The sequence below is a fragment of the Bacillus infantis genome, from assembly GCF_020171945.1.
In the GTDB taxonomy this organism is placed as follows: Bacteria; Bacillota; Bacilli; order Bacillales; family Cytobacillaceae; genus Bacillus_AB; species Bacillus_AB infantis_A.
This window is the reverse complement of record NZ_JAIVAP010000026.1, coordinates 1-12,550: the sequence shown is the minus strand read 5'-3', so window position 1 is coordinate 12,550 and position 12,550 is coordinate 1. Positions and strand designations below refer to the sequence as shown.

The 12,550-nt window shown below is 44.7% G+C and carries 21 protein-coding genes; 8 read left to right on the top strand and 13 right to left on the bottom strand.

Annotated features, from left to right (window positions below; translation table 11 throughout):
* The first annotated feature begins 93 nt into the window (after positions 1 to 93).
* Complete coding sequence (locus LCM00_RS22465; protein ID WP_224906174.1) at positions 94 to 759, top strand: hypothetical protein; 666 nt, start codon at positions 94 to 96, stop codon at positions 757 to 759.
* 25 nt (positions 760 to 784) lie between these two features.
* Here the strand turns inward: LCM00_RS22465 and LCM00_RS22460 are convergent, their stop codons facing one another.
* From LCM00_RS22460 to LCM00_RS22445, 4 genes are all read right to left on the bottom strand, one after another.
* Positions 785 to 1,039, bottom strand: a complete 255-nt coding sequence (locus LCM00_RS22460; RefSeq protein WP_224906172.1) for a hypothetical protein — start codon at positions 1,037 to 1,039, stop codon at positions 785 to 787.
* A gap of 13 nt (positions 1,040 to 1,052) precedes the next feature.
* Positions 1,053 to 1,592 carry a GNAT family N-acetyltransferase gene (locus LCM00_RS22455; RefSeq protein ID WP_224906170.1) on the bottom strand — a complete coding sequence of 180 codons (540 nt, stop codon included), beginning with the start codon at positions 1,590 to 1,592 and terminating at the stop codon, positions 1,053 to 1,055.
* An 18-nt stretch (positions 1,593 to 1,610) separates the two neighbouring features.
* The gene (locus LCM00_RS22450) at positions 1,611 to 2,033 is read right to left on the bottom strand and encodes a DUF1801 domain-containing protein (protein ID WP_224906168.1); all 423 of its coding nucleotides are present in this window, start codon (positions 2,031 to 2,033) and stop codon (positions 1,611 to 1,613) included.
* Positions 2,034 to 2,284: 251 nt separating this feature from the next.
* Positions 2,285 to 2,437, bottom strand: a complete 153-nt coding sequence (locus LCM00_RS22445) for a YfhE family protein (protein ID WP_129613668.1) — start codon at positions 2,435 to 2,437, stop codon at positions 2,285 to 2,287.
* Between the two features lie 118 nt (positions 2,438 to 2,555).
* Here LCM00_RS22445 and LCM00_RS22440 point away from each other — a divergent pair, with 118 nt between their 5' ends.
* Positions 2,556 to 2,882, top strand: coding sequence for a hypothetical protein (locus tag LCM00_RS22440; protein ID WP_224906165.1), 327 nt, complete (start codon positions 2,556 to 2,558; stop codon positions 2,880 to 2,882).
* A 201-nt stretch (positions 2,883 to 3,083) separates the two neighbouring features.
* A complete protein-coding gene (locus LCM00_RS22435; RefSeq protein ID WP_224906163.1) occupies positions 3,084 to 4,031 on the top strand; it encodes an L-lactate dehydrogenase in 948 nt (315 codons plus the stop codon).
* Positions 4,032 to 4,092: 61 nt separating this feature from the next.
* Here LCM00_RS22435 and LCM00_RS22430 read toward each other — a convergent pair whose 3' ends face one another.
* Positions 4,093 to 4,221, bottom strand: a complete 129-nt coding sequence (locus LCM00_RS22430; RefSeq protein ID WP_224906161.1) for a YrzO family protein — start codon at positions 4,219 to 4,221, stop codon at positions 4,093 to 4,095.
* Positions 4,222 to 4,341: 120 nt separating this feature from the next.
* Here LCM00_RS22430 and LCM00_RS22425 point away from each other — a divergent pair, with 120 nt between their 5' ends.
* The 3 genes from LCM00_RS22425 to LCM00_RS22415 all read left to right on the top strand — a co-directional run bounded on the left by LCM00_RS22425 (position 4,342) and on the right by LCM00_RS22415 (position 6,180).
* Positions 4,342 to 5,055: a 2OG-Fe(II) oxygenase gene (locus LCM00_RS22425; protein ID WP_224906160.1), complete on the top strand. Its 714-nt coding sequence runs from the start codon at positions 4,342 to 4,344 to the stop codon at positions 5,053 to 5,055.
* 11 nt (positions 5,056 to 5,066) lie between these two features.
* On the top strand, positions 5,067 to 5,888 hold the full coding sequence (locus LCM00_RS22420; RefSeq protein ID WP_224906157.1) for an SPL family radical SAM protein: 822 nt from the start codon (positions 5,067 to 5,069) through the stop codon (positions 5,886 to 5,888).
* Between the two features lie 109 nt (positions 5,889 to 5,997).
* A complete protein-coding gene (locus tag LCM00_RS22415) occupies positions 5,998 to 6,180 on the top strand; it encodes a DUF1272 domain-containing protein (RefSeq protein WP_224906155.1) in 183 nt (60 codons plus the stop codon).
* A gap of 219 nt (positions 6,181 to 6,399) precedes the next feature.
* Here the strand turns inward: LCM00_RS22415 and LCM00_RS22410 are convergent, their stop codons facing one another.
* A complete protein-coding gene (locus LCM00_RS22410; protein WP_224906153.1) occupies positions 6,400 to 6,744 on the bottom strand; it encodes a hypothetical protein in 345 nt (114 codons plus the stop codon).
* 94 nt (positions 6,745 to 6,838) lie between these two features.
* Between LCM00_RS22410 and LCM00_RS22405 the strand changes: the two genes are divergently transcribed.
* Positions 6,839 to 7,150: a hypothetical protein gene (locus tag LCM00_RS22405; protein WP_224906151.1), complete on the top strand. Its 312-nt coding sequence runs from the start codon at positions 6,839 to 6,841 to the stop codon at positions 7,148 to 7,150.
* 55 nt (positions 7,151 to 7,205) lie between these two features.
* Here LCM00_RS22405 and LCM00_RS22400 read toward each other — a convergent pair whose 3' ends face one another.
* From LCM00_RS22400 to LCM00_RS22370, 7 genes are all read right to left on the bottom strand, one after another.
* On the bottom strand, positions 7,206 to 8,222 hold the full coding sequence (locus tag LCM00_RS22400; protein ID WP_224906149.1) for a S66 family peptidase: 1,017 nt from the start codon (positions 8,220 to 8,222) through the stop codon (positions 7,206 to 7,208).
* Positions 8,223 to 8,237: 15 nt separating this feature from the next.
* Entirely contained in the window at positions 8,238 to 8,732 is a 495-nt protein-coding gene (locus LCM00_RS22395; RefSeq protein WP_224906147.1) for a GNAT family N-acetyltransferase, read from the bottom strand.
* Positions 8,733 to 9,552: 820 nt separating this feature from the next.
* On the bottom strand, positions 9,553 to 9,765 hold the full coding sequence (locus LCM00_RS22390) for a PF20097 family protein (RefSeq protein ID WP_224906145.1): 213 nt from the start codon (positions 9,763 to 9,765) through the stop codon (positions 9,553 to 9,555).
* Positions 9,766 to 9,860: 95 nt separating this feature from the next.
* Complete coding sequence (locus LCM00_RS24810) at positions 9,861 to 9,998, bottom strand: YczI family protein (protein ID WP_318247648.1); 138 nt, start codon at positions 9,996 to 9,998, stop codon at positions 9,861 to 9,863.
* Between the two features lie 178 nt (positions 9,999 to 10,176).
* Entirely contained in the window at positions 10,177 to 10,473 is a 297-nt protein-coding gene (locus LCM00_RS22380; protein ID WP_224906133.1) for a hypothetical protein, read from the bottom strand.
* 169 nt (positions 10,474 to 10,642) lie between these two features.
* Entirely contained in the window at positions 10,643 to 10,816 is a 174-nt protein-coding gene (locus LCM00_RS22375) for a hypothetical protein (RefSeq protein ID WP_224906131.1), read from the bottom strand.
* Between the two features lie 86 nt (positions 10,817 to 10,902).
* On the bottom strand, positions 10,903 to 11,751 hold the full coding sequence (locus LCM00_RS22370) for a P-loop NTPase family protein (protein WP_224906129.1): 849 nt from the start codon (positions 11,749 to 11,751) through the stop codon (positions 10,903 to 10,905).
* A 154-nt stretch (positions 11,752 to 11,905) separates the two neighbouring features.
* Here LCM00_RS22370 and LCM00_RS22365 point away from each other — a divergent pair, with 154 nt between their 5' ends.
* On the top strand, positions 11,906 to 12,421 hold the full coding sequence (locus tag LCM00_RS22365; protein ID WP_318247647.1) for a CBO0543 family protein: 516 nt from the start codon (positions 11,906 to 11,908) through the stop codon (positions 12,419 to 12,421).
* Positions 12,422 to 12,550 lie beyond the last annotated feature (129 nt).

The following is a 12,550-nucleotide window of genomic DNA, read 5'->3' as shown; positions in this document are numbered from 1 at the left end:
TTTTCTGAGCCTCCTTCTGTTTTTAAGAAATAGGGAACCTTTTTCCATCTCCTCCGTATTAATTAGTACAGCAAGGAGCAAAAATTTTAGACAATGAGAGGACGGAAAACTATGTGGCTTGACCTTTTCTTTATCATCATGTTCCTCATCGGATGCTATTACCTGCTGCAGCTCCGGCTTCGTATAAAAAAAGCGGCCGATTTGTCGGGACAAGCACTATTCCCGCGGTCACAGGAAGAATATTCAGGCATCCTGCTGCCAGGCGAATGGAAGGAAATGCAGCCGATCACGAAAAATACTAAATCCTATCAGTATATAAAATGGGGAACGATATGTGCTTTTTTCCTCATGGCCGGTTTCCTCCTGCTCCTGCTTATAACAGATTGGTTTGACCCCGCCTTCTTGAATGCGGCTTATATATTCACTACAATTGCAAGCTTCATCCGCCAGCCGCAAAATCTATTTATCATGAAGGACGGCATCATTTTGCACGGAAGGTTTTACAGCCAGAGCGAAATCCGCTCTTTTGAAACAGAGAAAATTGTCCGCTGGCATCCCCTTTACGGGCTGGACTCCCGCGCAGACAATGGCTATCAATTAAAGCTCAAGGTGAAGAATCGCCTGTTTCAGCCAGGCGTCATTGTTGTGCCGGACAAAAAGCACTTAACAGCAATAGAACATCTGCTTGAAAATATAGGGATAGAGAGAACCGGTGCAAGTGAATATGAAAATAAAAAGGAATCCTCCAGCAGGGCATAATGCTGGAGGATTTCTTATGGCCCTGTCACCGGTCACTCCTTTTCCACGACATCACTGCTCCAAACAGGCAGGCACCGGCTATAAAAGTCAGAGGTAATATCCAGGGAGAAGGTGCCAGTCCAAACGAAACCGAGGCCGGTGCTGAGGCAGCTTCATGCCAGGCCCTGTCCATATCAGGTTCATAGTTTTTGGTTTGTATATAGCCATTCACCACAGAATAAGCCGCATACATCAGATGGCATGCTGCTGACAGGATACATGCTTTTAGAGCCAGTTTCATCGTTTTGTCTCTCCTATTCTTGATTTTCCTGCTGCAAAAATGCTGGGTTAAAGTCCTTCCACCCATACACACAGAGCTCGAGCTCCCGGCCGCTGCCGATTTTTATTGGGATAGCATCCTTCAGCAGTCTTGCACCCGTGCGTTCATAAAAGCTGCAGGCGTCATTTTCTTTCAAAACCTTTACTATAGCAGAACGAATCCCCTCTTTTTGAAATGCATGAAAAAGCTCATGCAGGAGTGCCTTCCCAAGTCCAGTTCCCTGATGCTCTTCAAGCCCATAAAGACAGGTGACATCCCCCTTAAAGCCGTCATACTCGCCTGTTTCCTCCTGGCTTCCGTCTGTAAAGCCAACTATCCTGCCATTTTCCTCTGCCACAAGGACGATGTTTCCGGGTATCGCTATATTCCGGTGCCACAGCTCTGTCCTTTTTTCCACGGAAAGGGCTGAAAGATAATCATCATCAATAATGCCCCTATAAGCAGTCCTCCACGTTTCCACATGGACTTTGGCGATTCCTTCTGCATCCTGGTCCTCCGCTCTTCTGATCTTCAATCTTCTACCTCCCATCTCCTAGGATTCCGGATATGTATTCCTTAGAAATTGTATCGATTGGAGAATCAGCTCCCTTAAGACCTCTTCATTTACATCTGCCAGCTTATTTATGTAAACACATGCCTTGCCGGCTGTATGCTTGCCGAATCTTTCAAGCAGCTCTCCTCTTTGGCTGTCCCCTGTGGCAAAATAGAGGCTGATCTTAGCCTTCCTCGGAGAAAAGCCGACAAGCGGTGCGTCCCCTTCATGTCCGGTCTTATATTTATAATGATAAGATCCAAATCCGATAATGCTGTCTCCCCACATCTTCGCCTTGAATCCGCTTGTTTCTTCAAAAATCTCAATCAGTCTGTATGCATCCTGCCGTTTCTTCGGGCTATCTACATTTTCGATGAATTCTTCTACACTTTTATCGTTTTCCTTCGTCTTCTGCTCGTACATCATTTCCCTCCTTAAGTTCTATTTTGTTAGTGTACATTTCTACAGGAAGAGCTGAACTCCTTCCTGCAGACGGCCTTTTTATAGGCTTTGTTAAACATTGTTGTTGATTTTGGGCTCATTTCAGCTGTGCTGAAATGCGTGTGGAACAAAGTTTCACACGAATGAGCCCAAAATCAGCAAGGTACACTAACACAACCTTTTTATAAGAAGCAAAAAGCCCCGCCGTCTGCCGGCAGGGCTTTTCCTTCCCATTATTCACTTTTTTCGCTGGAATCAGAGTCTTGTTTCTTTTCAGCTTTATAGGCTTTCTTGAAATCACTGCTGTAGTTCACTTCCTGGGCATCGGATAGCCCGTTGTTCTGTTCTGTGTTGAACCCTTTGTATGGTGCCTTTTTGTCTGCCACTTCAGCATTCTCCTTTCCAATTTATATTCATTATTCTTTTACCCTCCAGACATTCCTGCAAACGGAAAGTTTAGAAGCCCCCTTTAATTAGGTAAACAGATAATAGAGGTGATGAAGAATGACATTGAAAAAGGTAGGAACGCTTCCCGAATTGGTGAAGGCGGCGGAACATGCGGACGATTCCCGTTTATACATCAGCCAGGAGGAATCCTCTCATCCGGGTGCTTTGCTTGGAGACGAAGACAGTCCCAGCGGCTCCTCGATGGCTCTGGAGCTTAGTCTCCTTCTCCAAAATGGCTCAGAACAGCTTTATTACAGCAATAAATACGATGAAGAGGAGCTTTACGAAGCCGATCTTAGTTTCCTTGAAGGTTTAAAGAAAAATACAGATTACACTCTCCTCTCCCCCTCAGACTTCAGAAAAAGGCTGGACCGGGCTGAATAAAAGGCTCAGAACAGCTGGTTTAGCGGCTATGACAGGATCATAGCCGTTATTTTCCGGAGTCTTTGTGAAACTTTTCACAAAATAGCCATAGAGTTTGTGATAAATTTCACATTTATAATATATAATAAAAGTATCTTAAATAACTGCCTCGCGGGATATAAGCATAAGTATGACTCTTATAATTGAAGGGAGAAATTCAGGATGAAAACAAATAAAGTGAACAGAGTTGTTGTAATCGGCACTGGAGCTGTGGGCTGCAGCTTTGCTTACTCAATGGTCAACCAGGGTGCTGCAGAAGAAATTGTCCTGATTGATGTTAACGAAGCTAAGGCCGAAGGTGAAGCAATGGATCTTAATCACGGGATGCCTTTTGCCCCTTCACCAGTCAGGCTGTGGAACGGAACTTATGACGACTGCAGGGAAGCTGATCTTGTTGTCATTACTGCAGGCTTGCCCCAAAAGCCTGGTGAAACAAGGCTTGACCTTGTAGCGAAGAACACCGGCATTTTCAAAACCATTGTCAAACAAATTATGGCGAGCGGCTTTGACGGCATTATCCTGGTCGCAACAAATCCGGTTGATATCCTGACATATGTAACATGGAAAGAATCCGGCCTCCCGAAAGAAAAAGTCATCGGCTCCGGCACTGTCCTTGATTCAGCCAGGCTGCGCTTTAAGCTGGGCGAGTATTTTAATGTGGATACAAGGAATGTCCACGCAGCGATCATCGGGGAACACGGAGATACGGAATTCCCTGTCTGGAGCCATAGCAGTATCGGAATTGAACCCCTTGGCAGCTTTATGAAGCGCAAAGAAGACGTGAACCCGGACTGTCTCGAAAAAATATTCATCAATGTACGTGATGCAGCCTACGATATTATCCAAAGAAAAGGTGCGACCTATTATGGGATCGGAATGTCGCTGGCCAGGATTACAAAAGCAATCCTCCATAACGAAAATTGCATCCTGACTATTTCTGCTTATTTGGACGGCGAATATGGAGAAAAGGATCTTTATATAGGTGTTCCCGCCATCATCAACCGGGAAGGCATCCGTGAAATAATTGAAATTGATCTGAATGAGAAAGAAAAAGAACAGTTCAGCCACTCTGCTAAAGTATTAAAGGAGATTATGGCCAATACACTTTAATATCAGAAAGGAGCCGGCTGAACCATGCTGCCGGCTCTTTTCTGCTTTAGAGGCATTCAATCTACTTTTCTCCTTTCTTCATCTCCTTTAGCAATTCAATCATTTCTTGATTTTGTTTTACTGTCTTCCGCAGATTTACCTCAATGGAAAATAGTGTGATAAAAGCGGCAAGCACAATAAATATGATCATCGTATTGCTCCTTTTTGAATATCAGTCCATATATCCTTTATTTACCACATTATAACTCACTCTTAATACAAGACTTTGCAAATAATAGACAATATCATTACATATAAAGGAGGCCACAGTATGGACAGTGAAATGGGCAATAAGATAAGCACCCTTGATTGGGAGGTACTCCATCAGTCCTTGGATGAAGATGGATTTGTAAAATTAGGTACCCTTCTATCCCCTGCAGAATGCGACTCTTTCATCAGTATGTATGAAGATGAAAGCCTTTATAGAAGCATCATCAATATGGAGCGCTACCGTTTTGGGAAAGGTGAATACAAATATTTCACGGATCCGCTTCCCCCTCTTTTGCAGGAGCTCCGCACCGCTTTTTACCCTGAGCTTGCGAAAGCTGCCAACCGCTGGCTTGTCTTGCTTGGCAAACAGCCTGCCTATCCCGGCACCCTGGAAGAATTCCTGGAAGAGTGCAGGCAGCATGGCCAGGAACGGACAACCCCGCTTATCCTGAGATATGAACAGGGAGGATACAACTGCCTGCACCAGGATCTGTACGGAGATGTGTATTTTCCTTTCCAGGTATTATTCACATTAAGCAGAAGAGGCCAGGATTACACCGGCGGTGAATCCCTGCTCGTCGAACAGCGCCCAAGGGCCCAAAGCCGGGGGCATGTGATTACGCTCGAACAGGGCGAGGCATTGATTTTCCCTACGAGCAGCAGGCCGGTCCAGGGGAAAAGAGGCTATTACAAGAACACTGTCCGCCACGGTGTCAGCACACTCTCCTCCGGTACCAGGTATGGATTGGGAATCATCTTCCACAATGCAAAATAAGGATGATAACAATGAAAGCTAATATAGCTTATAAAACTCCTAAGACCATTTTGACAAAAGGCACCGGGTTCCTTTCCGGCTACAGCCACTCGCTTAACCCTTATACAGGCTGTGCGTTCGGCTGCTCCTACTGCTATGTCAGGGAAATGCCCGTCTCCATCTTCCGCAGCGAAGAATGGGGCAGCTGGGTCGACGTAAAGCAGGGTGCCGCAGAACTGCTTGATAAAGAAATAACAAAAGCAAAAAAGAAAGGCCCTGTGACCATTTTCATGTCTTCCAGCACAGACCCCTATCAGCCGGCTGAGCATTCTGAAAAAATCACCCGCTCCCTGCTTGAAGCTATGACAGAAAATCAGCCGGATTTCTTGTTTGTCCAAACAAGAAGCCCCCTTGCATCAAGGGATGCGGATCTGTTTCAAAAGCTTGGAGAAAAGGTGCGGATCAGCATGACAGTGGAAACGGACAGCGAGAAAATAAGAAAGCATTTCACACCTTCAGCGCCGCCTATCCCGGCAAGGCTGAAGGCCCTGCGGGAGCTGAAGGAAGCGGGAATACCCGTCCAGGCTGCCATTGCCCCCCTGCTCCCCAGCAGTGAGAGGTTCCCGGAATTGCTTCTCCCCCTTGTAAACCGGATTTGCATTGATGATTATTTTATGGGAGATGGAAGCGGTGGCCGAAGAACGGAAAAGATCGGCATCCCTTCTCTTTACGAACAACTGAATCTAAAAGAATGGTACAACAGGACCGCTTATAGAAAGGTATATAAAAGATTTACAGAAGTATTTCCCCCGGAACAGGTTTTGATCAGCAAGGAAGGCTTCCTTCCGGGATAAGGTTTTTCAGCCGCTGCTGACCCCAGAAAATAGTTGGGATCTGTCCCTGAAAGATTGCCCCAATCTCTGCTAATCTTAGCTATGAAAATAGACGGATGGAGGGCTTTCTATGGGTTTGGAAATGAAAAAAGAATGTGAAAGATGCAGTGCTCCCTTGAGGTTGGATGAAACAGCTTTTATATGTGTACATGAATGCACTTTTTGCTCGGATTGCACGGGGGAGATGGAGAATATTTGCCCGAACTGCGGCGGCGAGCTTGTCAGGAGGCCAAGAATGACTGCTGATGCATGAAGAAAGCTGTTTTGCCGGCTTGGATAGCGTTCTTCAAGCCGGTTTACAGGCAGTATGGCGCTGGGAGAGCAGGCAGCCGGCCCCTTTTTGGGTTCATTCTATTAATCGGCCTGATAATCTACCAACTTCGCCGGTTATTCTACCGATTCAGGGCATAATCTACCGACTTCATTCATTATTCTACCAACTTCGTCAGTTAATTTACCAACTGCCTCTTTTTTAGTCCTTTCCCTCTAAAAATGCCTGTGCCTCTTCCACCTCATTCGTTTCCAGCACAAGCTTTTTCATTGCGCCGCTTCCCCCGGTCTCAAAAATGAATATCGCCGGGACCTCTTCAAAGTCATACTTCGGAAACTCTTTACGGGCCTCCTCAGGATCTGCAATATACCGAAGCTCGCCAACCGGTCCGCCATTGCCGGCAAAATCACTGAATGCACCGCTCAATTCCTCATCTCCCCCAATGATAACGACTTGATAGCTTCCCGGGGATTGGCCGGATGCGCTGCAGGCTCCAGCCAGACCGGCAGCAGCCGCCATAAAAAGAAACAGGACTATTCTCTTCATATTTTGCTTCACTCCTTTTTGATAGATTTTAGCAGGATTATTATACGGACCATGGAATAGTTATAAGAAATTAAAGGTGAGGAGAATATCTTTCATGAAATATAAAAAAGAGAAACTGGTTCTTGCCGGTATAGTGATCATTTTCCTGCTGCTGCATTCAACCCCTCACCTTGCCCTCAGGACCCATGTTTTTATAAGCGGCTATCCTGGTGCTGCTTTGACTTCAGGAATTATCGAGGATAACTATCATAACAAAGCAGATTCCGGGAAATTTTCCAGGCTAAACGGCAAAGCTTATACACTTACAGAGCCTCCTATTGAAAAAGCAACTGCTGGACAGTTAAGAAACTATCTCGTCAGGAAATTCGGTTTCCTTTATTTTGCTGAGTATTATGGTGAAGCTTAATGCCTTTCCCCATTAGATACGATGAAAAAGGCAGACTCCGCAGCCTGCCCTTTTCTTATGCTTTAAAATGCTGAACTACGATGCCTTTCCCGTCCCGGGCTTCAATTTCCGCGTATGCTCCGTTAATCAAAGTGACCTGTGGAGGAACATGGCCGCAGTCAATATCATAGATGACCGGCACCTTGAGCTCAGATGAAAGCTCTCTGTATACATCCTCTGCAGTATACCCGCCAACTGCTGTGTTGGCGCTGCTGCGCCCGAACATGATTCCCGCGCTGTCTTCAAACCAGCCTGCCAGCTTCATATGGACCAAGGTCCTCCGCAGATCGGTTGTTGTCATTTCACAGTTCTCAAAATACCAGACAATAGGATCCCCGCCAAGGTGCTCCCGCTGAAATTCACGGACACGGCCATAAGGGGTGCCGATCAGATGCCTGATGACATCAATGCATCCGCCAAGCAGCCTGCCCTCCATCCTCTCCGGACTGCCGGATATGGTTTTCCAGCTCGTTGATTCTGTTAAATGGAATACATATGGTGAAGGGTTATCATGCTGCCATTCTTTCTGATAGTTGCGGGAAGATTCCTGTTTGACCGACCCTCCCTCTTTGGTTTTCAAAACATCCAGCCACCTGGCCGTTGTCTCATCCATTTGCTCGCCGCGCAGATCGGCAAGATTGGTTCCATGGGCCGTCGCCATCCCTGTCATCAAAGTGGAGGCCAATAGCAGCAAACTTGTATCTGAATAGCCTAATATCCACTTTTCTTTCATTCCGGCGAAATCGACTTTATCCAATATTTCTACTAAAAGCTCCCCGCCCCACGGAGGAATAATTAAGTCTACTTCGCTGTCTGCCATCATTTCATTAAATTCTTCCGCTCTAACCGGTGCCGGGGCCGACTTTGCTTTTTCCTGTGTCCACAGAGTGTCCCCGCATTTCACACGGAATCCCCTTGACTCCATGCGCTTGCAGGCGGAGCGGATCATGTCATGAAGCTCTTCCGGCACCCCTGACGATGTTGCTGTTACACCAATTACGGCATCATTTTTTAAAATCGGATATCTAATCATATCTTCATTCCCTTTCTAAAGCTGCATGTGCAGCACATACTGCTCGCCTTTTTTTCCGGTGATCCTCAGTCCCTGGTCAATGAATCCAGCCTTTTTATAAACATGCTGGGCCGCATGATTGCTGTGATTGACGCCCAGGACAATTTCATTTTTGCCAGGAAAATGCTTTCTTACAAAGTCAGGCAGGATCCTCAATGATTCACCCGCAATTCCTTTCCCCTGATAATCAGAGCTGACTGAGTAGGCACGAAGCAGGATCGCCCGTTCATTCGGGCTGTATTTAATGGCCCCGCCTTCGCCATGAAGGACAAAGAAGCCGGCTATATCTTCTCCATATTGAATGATAACAGGATGCCGGTCATCCTCCTGCAGGCAGGCCTCAATCGCAGGAATCGGCATTGAGGTAAAGGCAAGCTGCTCTTCCGGGAGCTGATAGCTCTTGAGCCGCTCTTCATCTTCGTTTTTGTACAATTTCAGGGAAACTATTTTCTTCACTGCTGTATGTTCCAATAAAAGCCACCTTCTATCTTTCAGGCCCTGATGCCGCAAATCACCATGGGTATCCAGCCTTTCATTAAAGAACGTATATTCGATTATGCAGGCTCTTATTCCTGCCTAGTCCTAAATATTTTCAAAAAAGTAATAGACTCGACGAAAGCCGCAAGAGCAATTTTTTTCTTTCCCGCCCACCCAAAAAGAACAGGCCTTCCCCGGACCTGAATGAGGGAATCAGTGACTCCTTGAAAAATAAGCGGAGAGATTCCCCCTAATTTTGAAAAATCTATAAAAATAGCCCAAATAGACGGAGAAATTCCCACTATCTACTCAACAAACAGGAAAAGAAGCAACTTCGCTTCGCTTAACCGGAAATTCGCCGCTTATTTACACCCACCCGTGCCATATTCAGCAGCTTAACCGGAAATTCTCCGCTTATCTTAAGGCTTGCTGGTCACTCAAATATGGATAATACTTCTTTTCCAAAACCATTCCCAGCGGTTGACTATAACTGCTTCACCAAATATTACTTATTAAGCGAATGATCAATCTTGGTATAAACATTAAGATGTTCCAAATGACTTCTCCAATTAGTTCAATTAGTCCATCTTTAATAAAGCCGCCTCTATTCCTTTTTTTATTTTTCATCTTCCAGCTCCCTACTATCTCAATCCTCACTTATATACTGGTTTGGAATATCAAATTTTTTTCCTTCAAGTACTACCTATTTATACAATTTATTCTTTTGCTAACCTGCTCCTTTTTTAAATAAGAAAAGCTGTCTAATTTTCAGCTGATCTTGAACCTAAACTCGTTAGTTAAAGGGAAGGATTGGTTAATTGTATTTAAAAGTAACTAAATTACATCTTTCACATTTAATTACCGGTATTTTACGTATTTTTAAAATTGCATCTTTTACTAATACTTCACTTCCAAAATCAGCAAGAATTGAATCAGCCGACTCTGACCAGCAAATTCTCCGAGGAGAAAAAATAAACCCCTGCTCTGCCTCATTACTGCATTCTGGACATTTTTCAATATCGATCATATTTACTCACCCGCCATTTCCAATTTCCTCTTCAATTATTTCTATTTACTATTCGAAAAAAGCTGCCTGGTTTAGCAGCAAAATAAGACCGTTGTTTACAAAAAGAAGCCTTGAAGTGATACAAATAATACAAATACAAAAGCCATGATGCTAATCCACCCCATCACTTTTCGTTCTTTCTGAAATTCTTCTAAACCCATTACGAGCATCATTAAACCTAGAAAAAATAACATATACGATTGGAACTCAAAATTTGCAGTAATTAATCCATATACTGCAATACTAGCACTGATTACTGCAAGAATTACTCTTAAAATCATTAACAATTAAAACACCCCATAATAGCCTTATATGCAAACCTGCCGGGCTTCAATAACCCGTAGAATTAACATCTTTTAATCCAGCCGCCCATCAATGGCTGCCCTCATCCCCGGGAAATGTAATGCTTGTTATAACTGGATCTTTCTTTCCATACCATTCATAAGCAATGTCATAGGTTCCGCCCACTTCGATCAGATTCCAGACATTTTCGTCCTCGACCAGCAGCTTCTGCCCATCAAGGAGAACATAAAGTTCTGTGCCCTCTTTTCCTTTATCTTCGACTGCCCCCGCTTCTGCTTCTCCTGTATGTATGATGAAATGGTTTCCGGCAAGCAGGAATAAGATGATTAGAATAGCAGCTATAGCCAGCACTTTATACCTTTTCATTTGAAACCCTCCCATGCCTTTCATTAATATACGTTTATAGAAAAGGGAAGGTTTCAGCCTGCATCCCGGACGGCAGGATTTATTAAATAGAAGAATTTGCGGTAGCTTAAAGCCAATTCCTGACCAGGATGAATATTTCTGCCCTAAACAAAAAGGGCCTCCATGGCCCTTATATCTTCTCCTTCATCTGTCTAAGCTCTTCCTCAAGCAATGAGAGCCGCCTGTTGATGCTGTCTATCTGGGTTTGAACATCACTATTGGATGTTTGGCCTGCATTGTCTCCACTTACTTTATCTGCTGCAGTTTTAATCACTTTTGTGAGGTCATCTTTATTGAATTTCAATTCTAATCCCCATCGCCTGTTTTGGGGAAATTCCCGCACACCTGCTTCATAAAACACATTAGGCTGTCCTTGAAACAGATTTCTTCCTAAATGACTCCTTGTTCCTTCAGCTCCTGCCTGAGCAATTCCTTATGGCTGTCCGGATCGAACCAGGAATTATTCACTACAGCCTTTTTCAGATCAAGCTGTTCCATCGTGTCCAGCTCCAGCTGCTTCCTTGCCTCCAGCACCTTCAGCGTTCCCTCCAGGCCTTTCCATCCGCGGCTGAGTCCGTACCCTTGACCAGTATAATATTCAGTAAATCCCTCTGACCACTCTATCGGCCTCTCTCTCACAGCCTTCCTGAAAGCTGACTCCAGATCATCCTGCTCCAGATAGATCAGAAGCGGATCAAGTTCTTTAATCGTTTCTCCAAGCCGCTTAACATAAGCCATTATTTCATTTGCCGGCTCATTGTACTTGATCATACCGATGGTTAAAGGGTTCTGGATGAAGCAGCATTCAAATATATAGACGGCATCTTCATTGGCTGCCCTCTCTGCAAAGCTGCGCCAGCTTGCCTCCATCAGCTCCATATGCAGCTTCATCGGCAATTCATAAATATCGTTCCGGAAAATAGAATCCAGCAGGCCATCAGGAAATGCATCAGGATATTTCCGTTTCATTTTTTCATATTGAACTAGATAATAGCCTTCCTTTTCAATTGTATATGGTTTAATAAGTTCTGCCTGGCCTCCTGCTTCCTTCAGCAGCTTCTCCATCTCTTTTTCCGCTGCATAAGCGACTCCATCATAGTCGGCAGGATGGTCGAGATTGCCTTCAAGGAATAACCTGGCCTCCTTCCCTGCCTCTTCAAGTATCTCTTTTGTATATTGGGCAGTTGTTGACTTGCCGAAGCCGGGAAGCCCTTCAACGAGTATTAGTTTGGTTTTCATTCTTTGCACCTCTGTTGTCTTGAGATAAACTTCTGCTTTCTCCTAATTCGCCGCCAGTTGCCGATTTTCCTTTTTCAGCCGGCCTCTGGGAGGAGGTTATTTTTCCGCCGGCTGGATAACCTATCCTTATATCATTTATAAGAAGGGTAAAGACATGCAGTCTTCATTCGCGATTTTCTTCATTATTTTTGGAATCATTTTTGGAGTTTGGAGAAATTTTGCTCAGTACTGTAGCACGCTTTTGTACTGGATTATTGCCAATCTGATTTATGAACTGCTGTTATCCAGCTTTCAGGTCTGGGAATTCAAGCCTGTCGGATTTGACCATCTTCTTCTGCCGACTCATACCGCCATTTCCATGGCCATTGCATTTATCATCTACCCTGTTGTGCTGCCTGTTTTTCTTGGAAGGCTTCCGCTAAAGCTGCGGGGCCAGGCAGGGTGGATACTCGTCTGGTCGATTTTTTTTACAGGGGTGGAGCTCATCGCCTATATAAATGACAGCATTGACCACCATCATGGCTGGTCCTTCCGCTGGTCCTTTCTGTTCAATATTGTGACGTTCACACTTCTGATTGCCCATTGTCGCAAGCCGTGGACCGCATGGCTCCTTGGCGGGATTTTTATAGCAGCTCTCTATCTTATATTTGATGTTCCGACTCCCTATTAAGGAAAACGGTATGCAGTTTAGTTTATTAAATGCAGTGCGGAGGTTATAGTATACATACAGACTATAACGATAAGCGGTGAAAAAATGACAAACGAGTACAGCCATTTAAAGCTCGAAAATCAGCTTTGC

Bases quoted from the DNA above. Each gene is read 5' to 3' on its own strand.
- LCM00_RS22435 (WP_224906163.1), top strand. From the start codon at position 3,084: ATGAAAACAAATAAAGTGAACAGAGTTGTTGTAATCGGCACTGGAGCT.
- LCM00_RS24810 (WP_318247648.1), bottom strand. From the start codon at position 9,998: ATGTTATTTTTTCTAGGTTTAATGATGCTCGTAATGGGTTTAGAAGAA.
- LCM00_RS22410 (WP_224906153.1), bottom strand. From the start codon at position 6,744: ATGAAGAGAATAGTCCTGTTTCTTTTTATGGCGGCTGCTGCCGGTCTG.
- LCM00_RS22460 (WP_224906172.1), bottom strand. From the start codon at position 1,039: ATGAAACTGGCTCTAAAAGCATGTATCCTGTCAGCAGCATGCCATCTG.
- LCM00_RS22440 (WP_224906165.1), top strand. From the start codon at position 2,556: ATGACATTGAAAAAGGTAGGAACGCTTCCCGAATTGGTGAAGGCGGCG.
- LCM00_RS22400 (WP_224906149.1), bottom strand. From the start codon at position 8,222: ATGATTAGATATCCGATTTTAAAAAATGATGCCGTAATTGGTGTAACA.
- LCM00_RS22425 (WP_224906160.1), top strand. From the start codon at position 4,342: ATGGACAGTGAAATGGGCAATAAGATAAGCACCCTTGATTGGGAGGTA.
- LCM00_RS22380 (WP_224906133.1), bottom strand. From the start codon at position 10,473: ATGAAAAGGTATAAAGTGCTGGCTATAGCTGCTATTCTAATCATCTTA.
- LCM00_RS22390 (WP_224906145.1), bottom strand. From the start codon at position 9,765: ATGATCGATATTGAAAAATGTCCAGAATGCAGTAATGAGGCAGAGCAG.
- LCM00_RS22430 (WP_224906161.1), bottom strand. From the start codon at position 4,221: ATGATCATATTTATTGTGCTTGCCGCTTTTATCACACTATTTTCCATT.
- LCM00_RS22405 (WP_224906151.1), top strand. From the start codon at position 6,839: ATGAAATATAAAAAAGAGAAACTGGTTCTTGCCGGTATAGTGATCATT.
- LCM00_RS22365 (WP_318247647.1), top strand. From the start codon at position 11,906: ATGCAGTCTTCATTCGCGATTTTCTTCATTATTTTTGGAATCATTTTT.
- LCM00_RS22370 (WP_224906129.1), bottom strand. From the start codon at position 11,751: ATGAAAACCAAACTAATACTCGTTGAAGGGCTTCCCGGCTTCGGCAAG.
- LCM00_RS22420 (WP_224906157.1), top strand. From the start codon at position 5,067: ATGAAAGCTAATATAGCTTATAAAACTCCTAAGACCATTTTGACAAAA.
- LCM00_RS22450 (WP_224906168.1), bottom strand. From the start codon at position 2,033: ATGTACGAGCAGAAGACGAAGGAAAACGATAAAAGTGTAGAAGAATTC.
- LCM00_RS22415 (WP_224906155.1), top strand. From the start codon at position 5,998: ATGGGTTTGGAAATGAAAAAAGAATGTGAAAGATGCAGTGCTCCCTTG.
- LCM00_RS22465 (WP_224906174.1), top strand. From the start codon at position 94: ATGAGAGGACGGAAAACTATGTGGCTTGACCTTTTCTTTATCATCATG.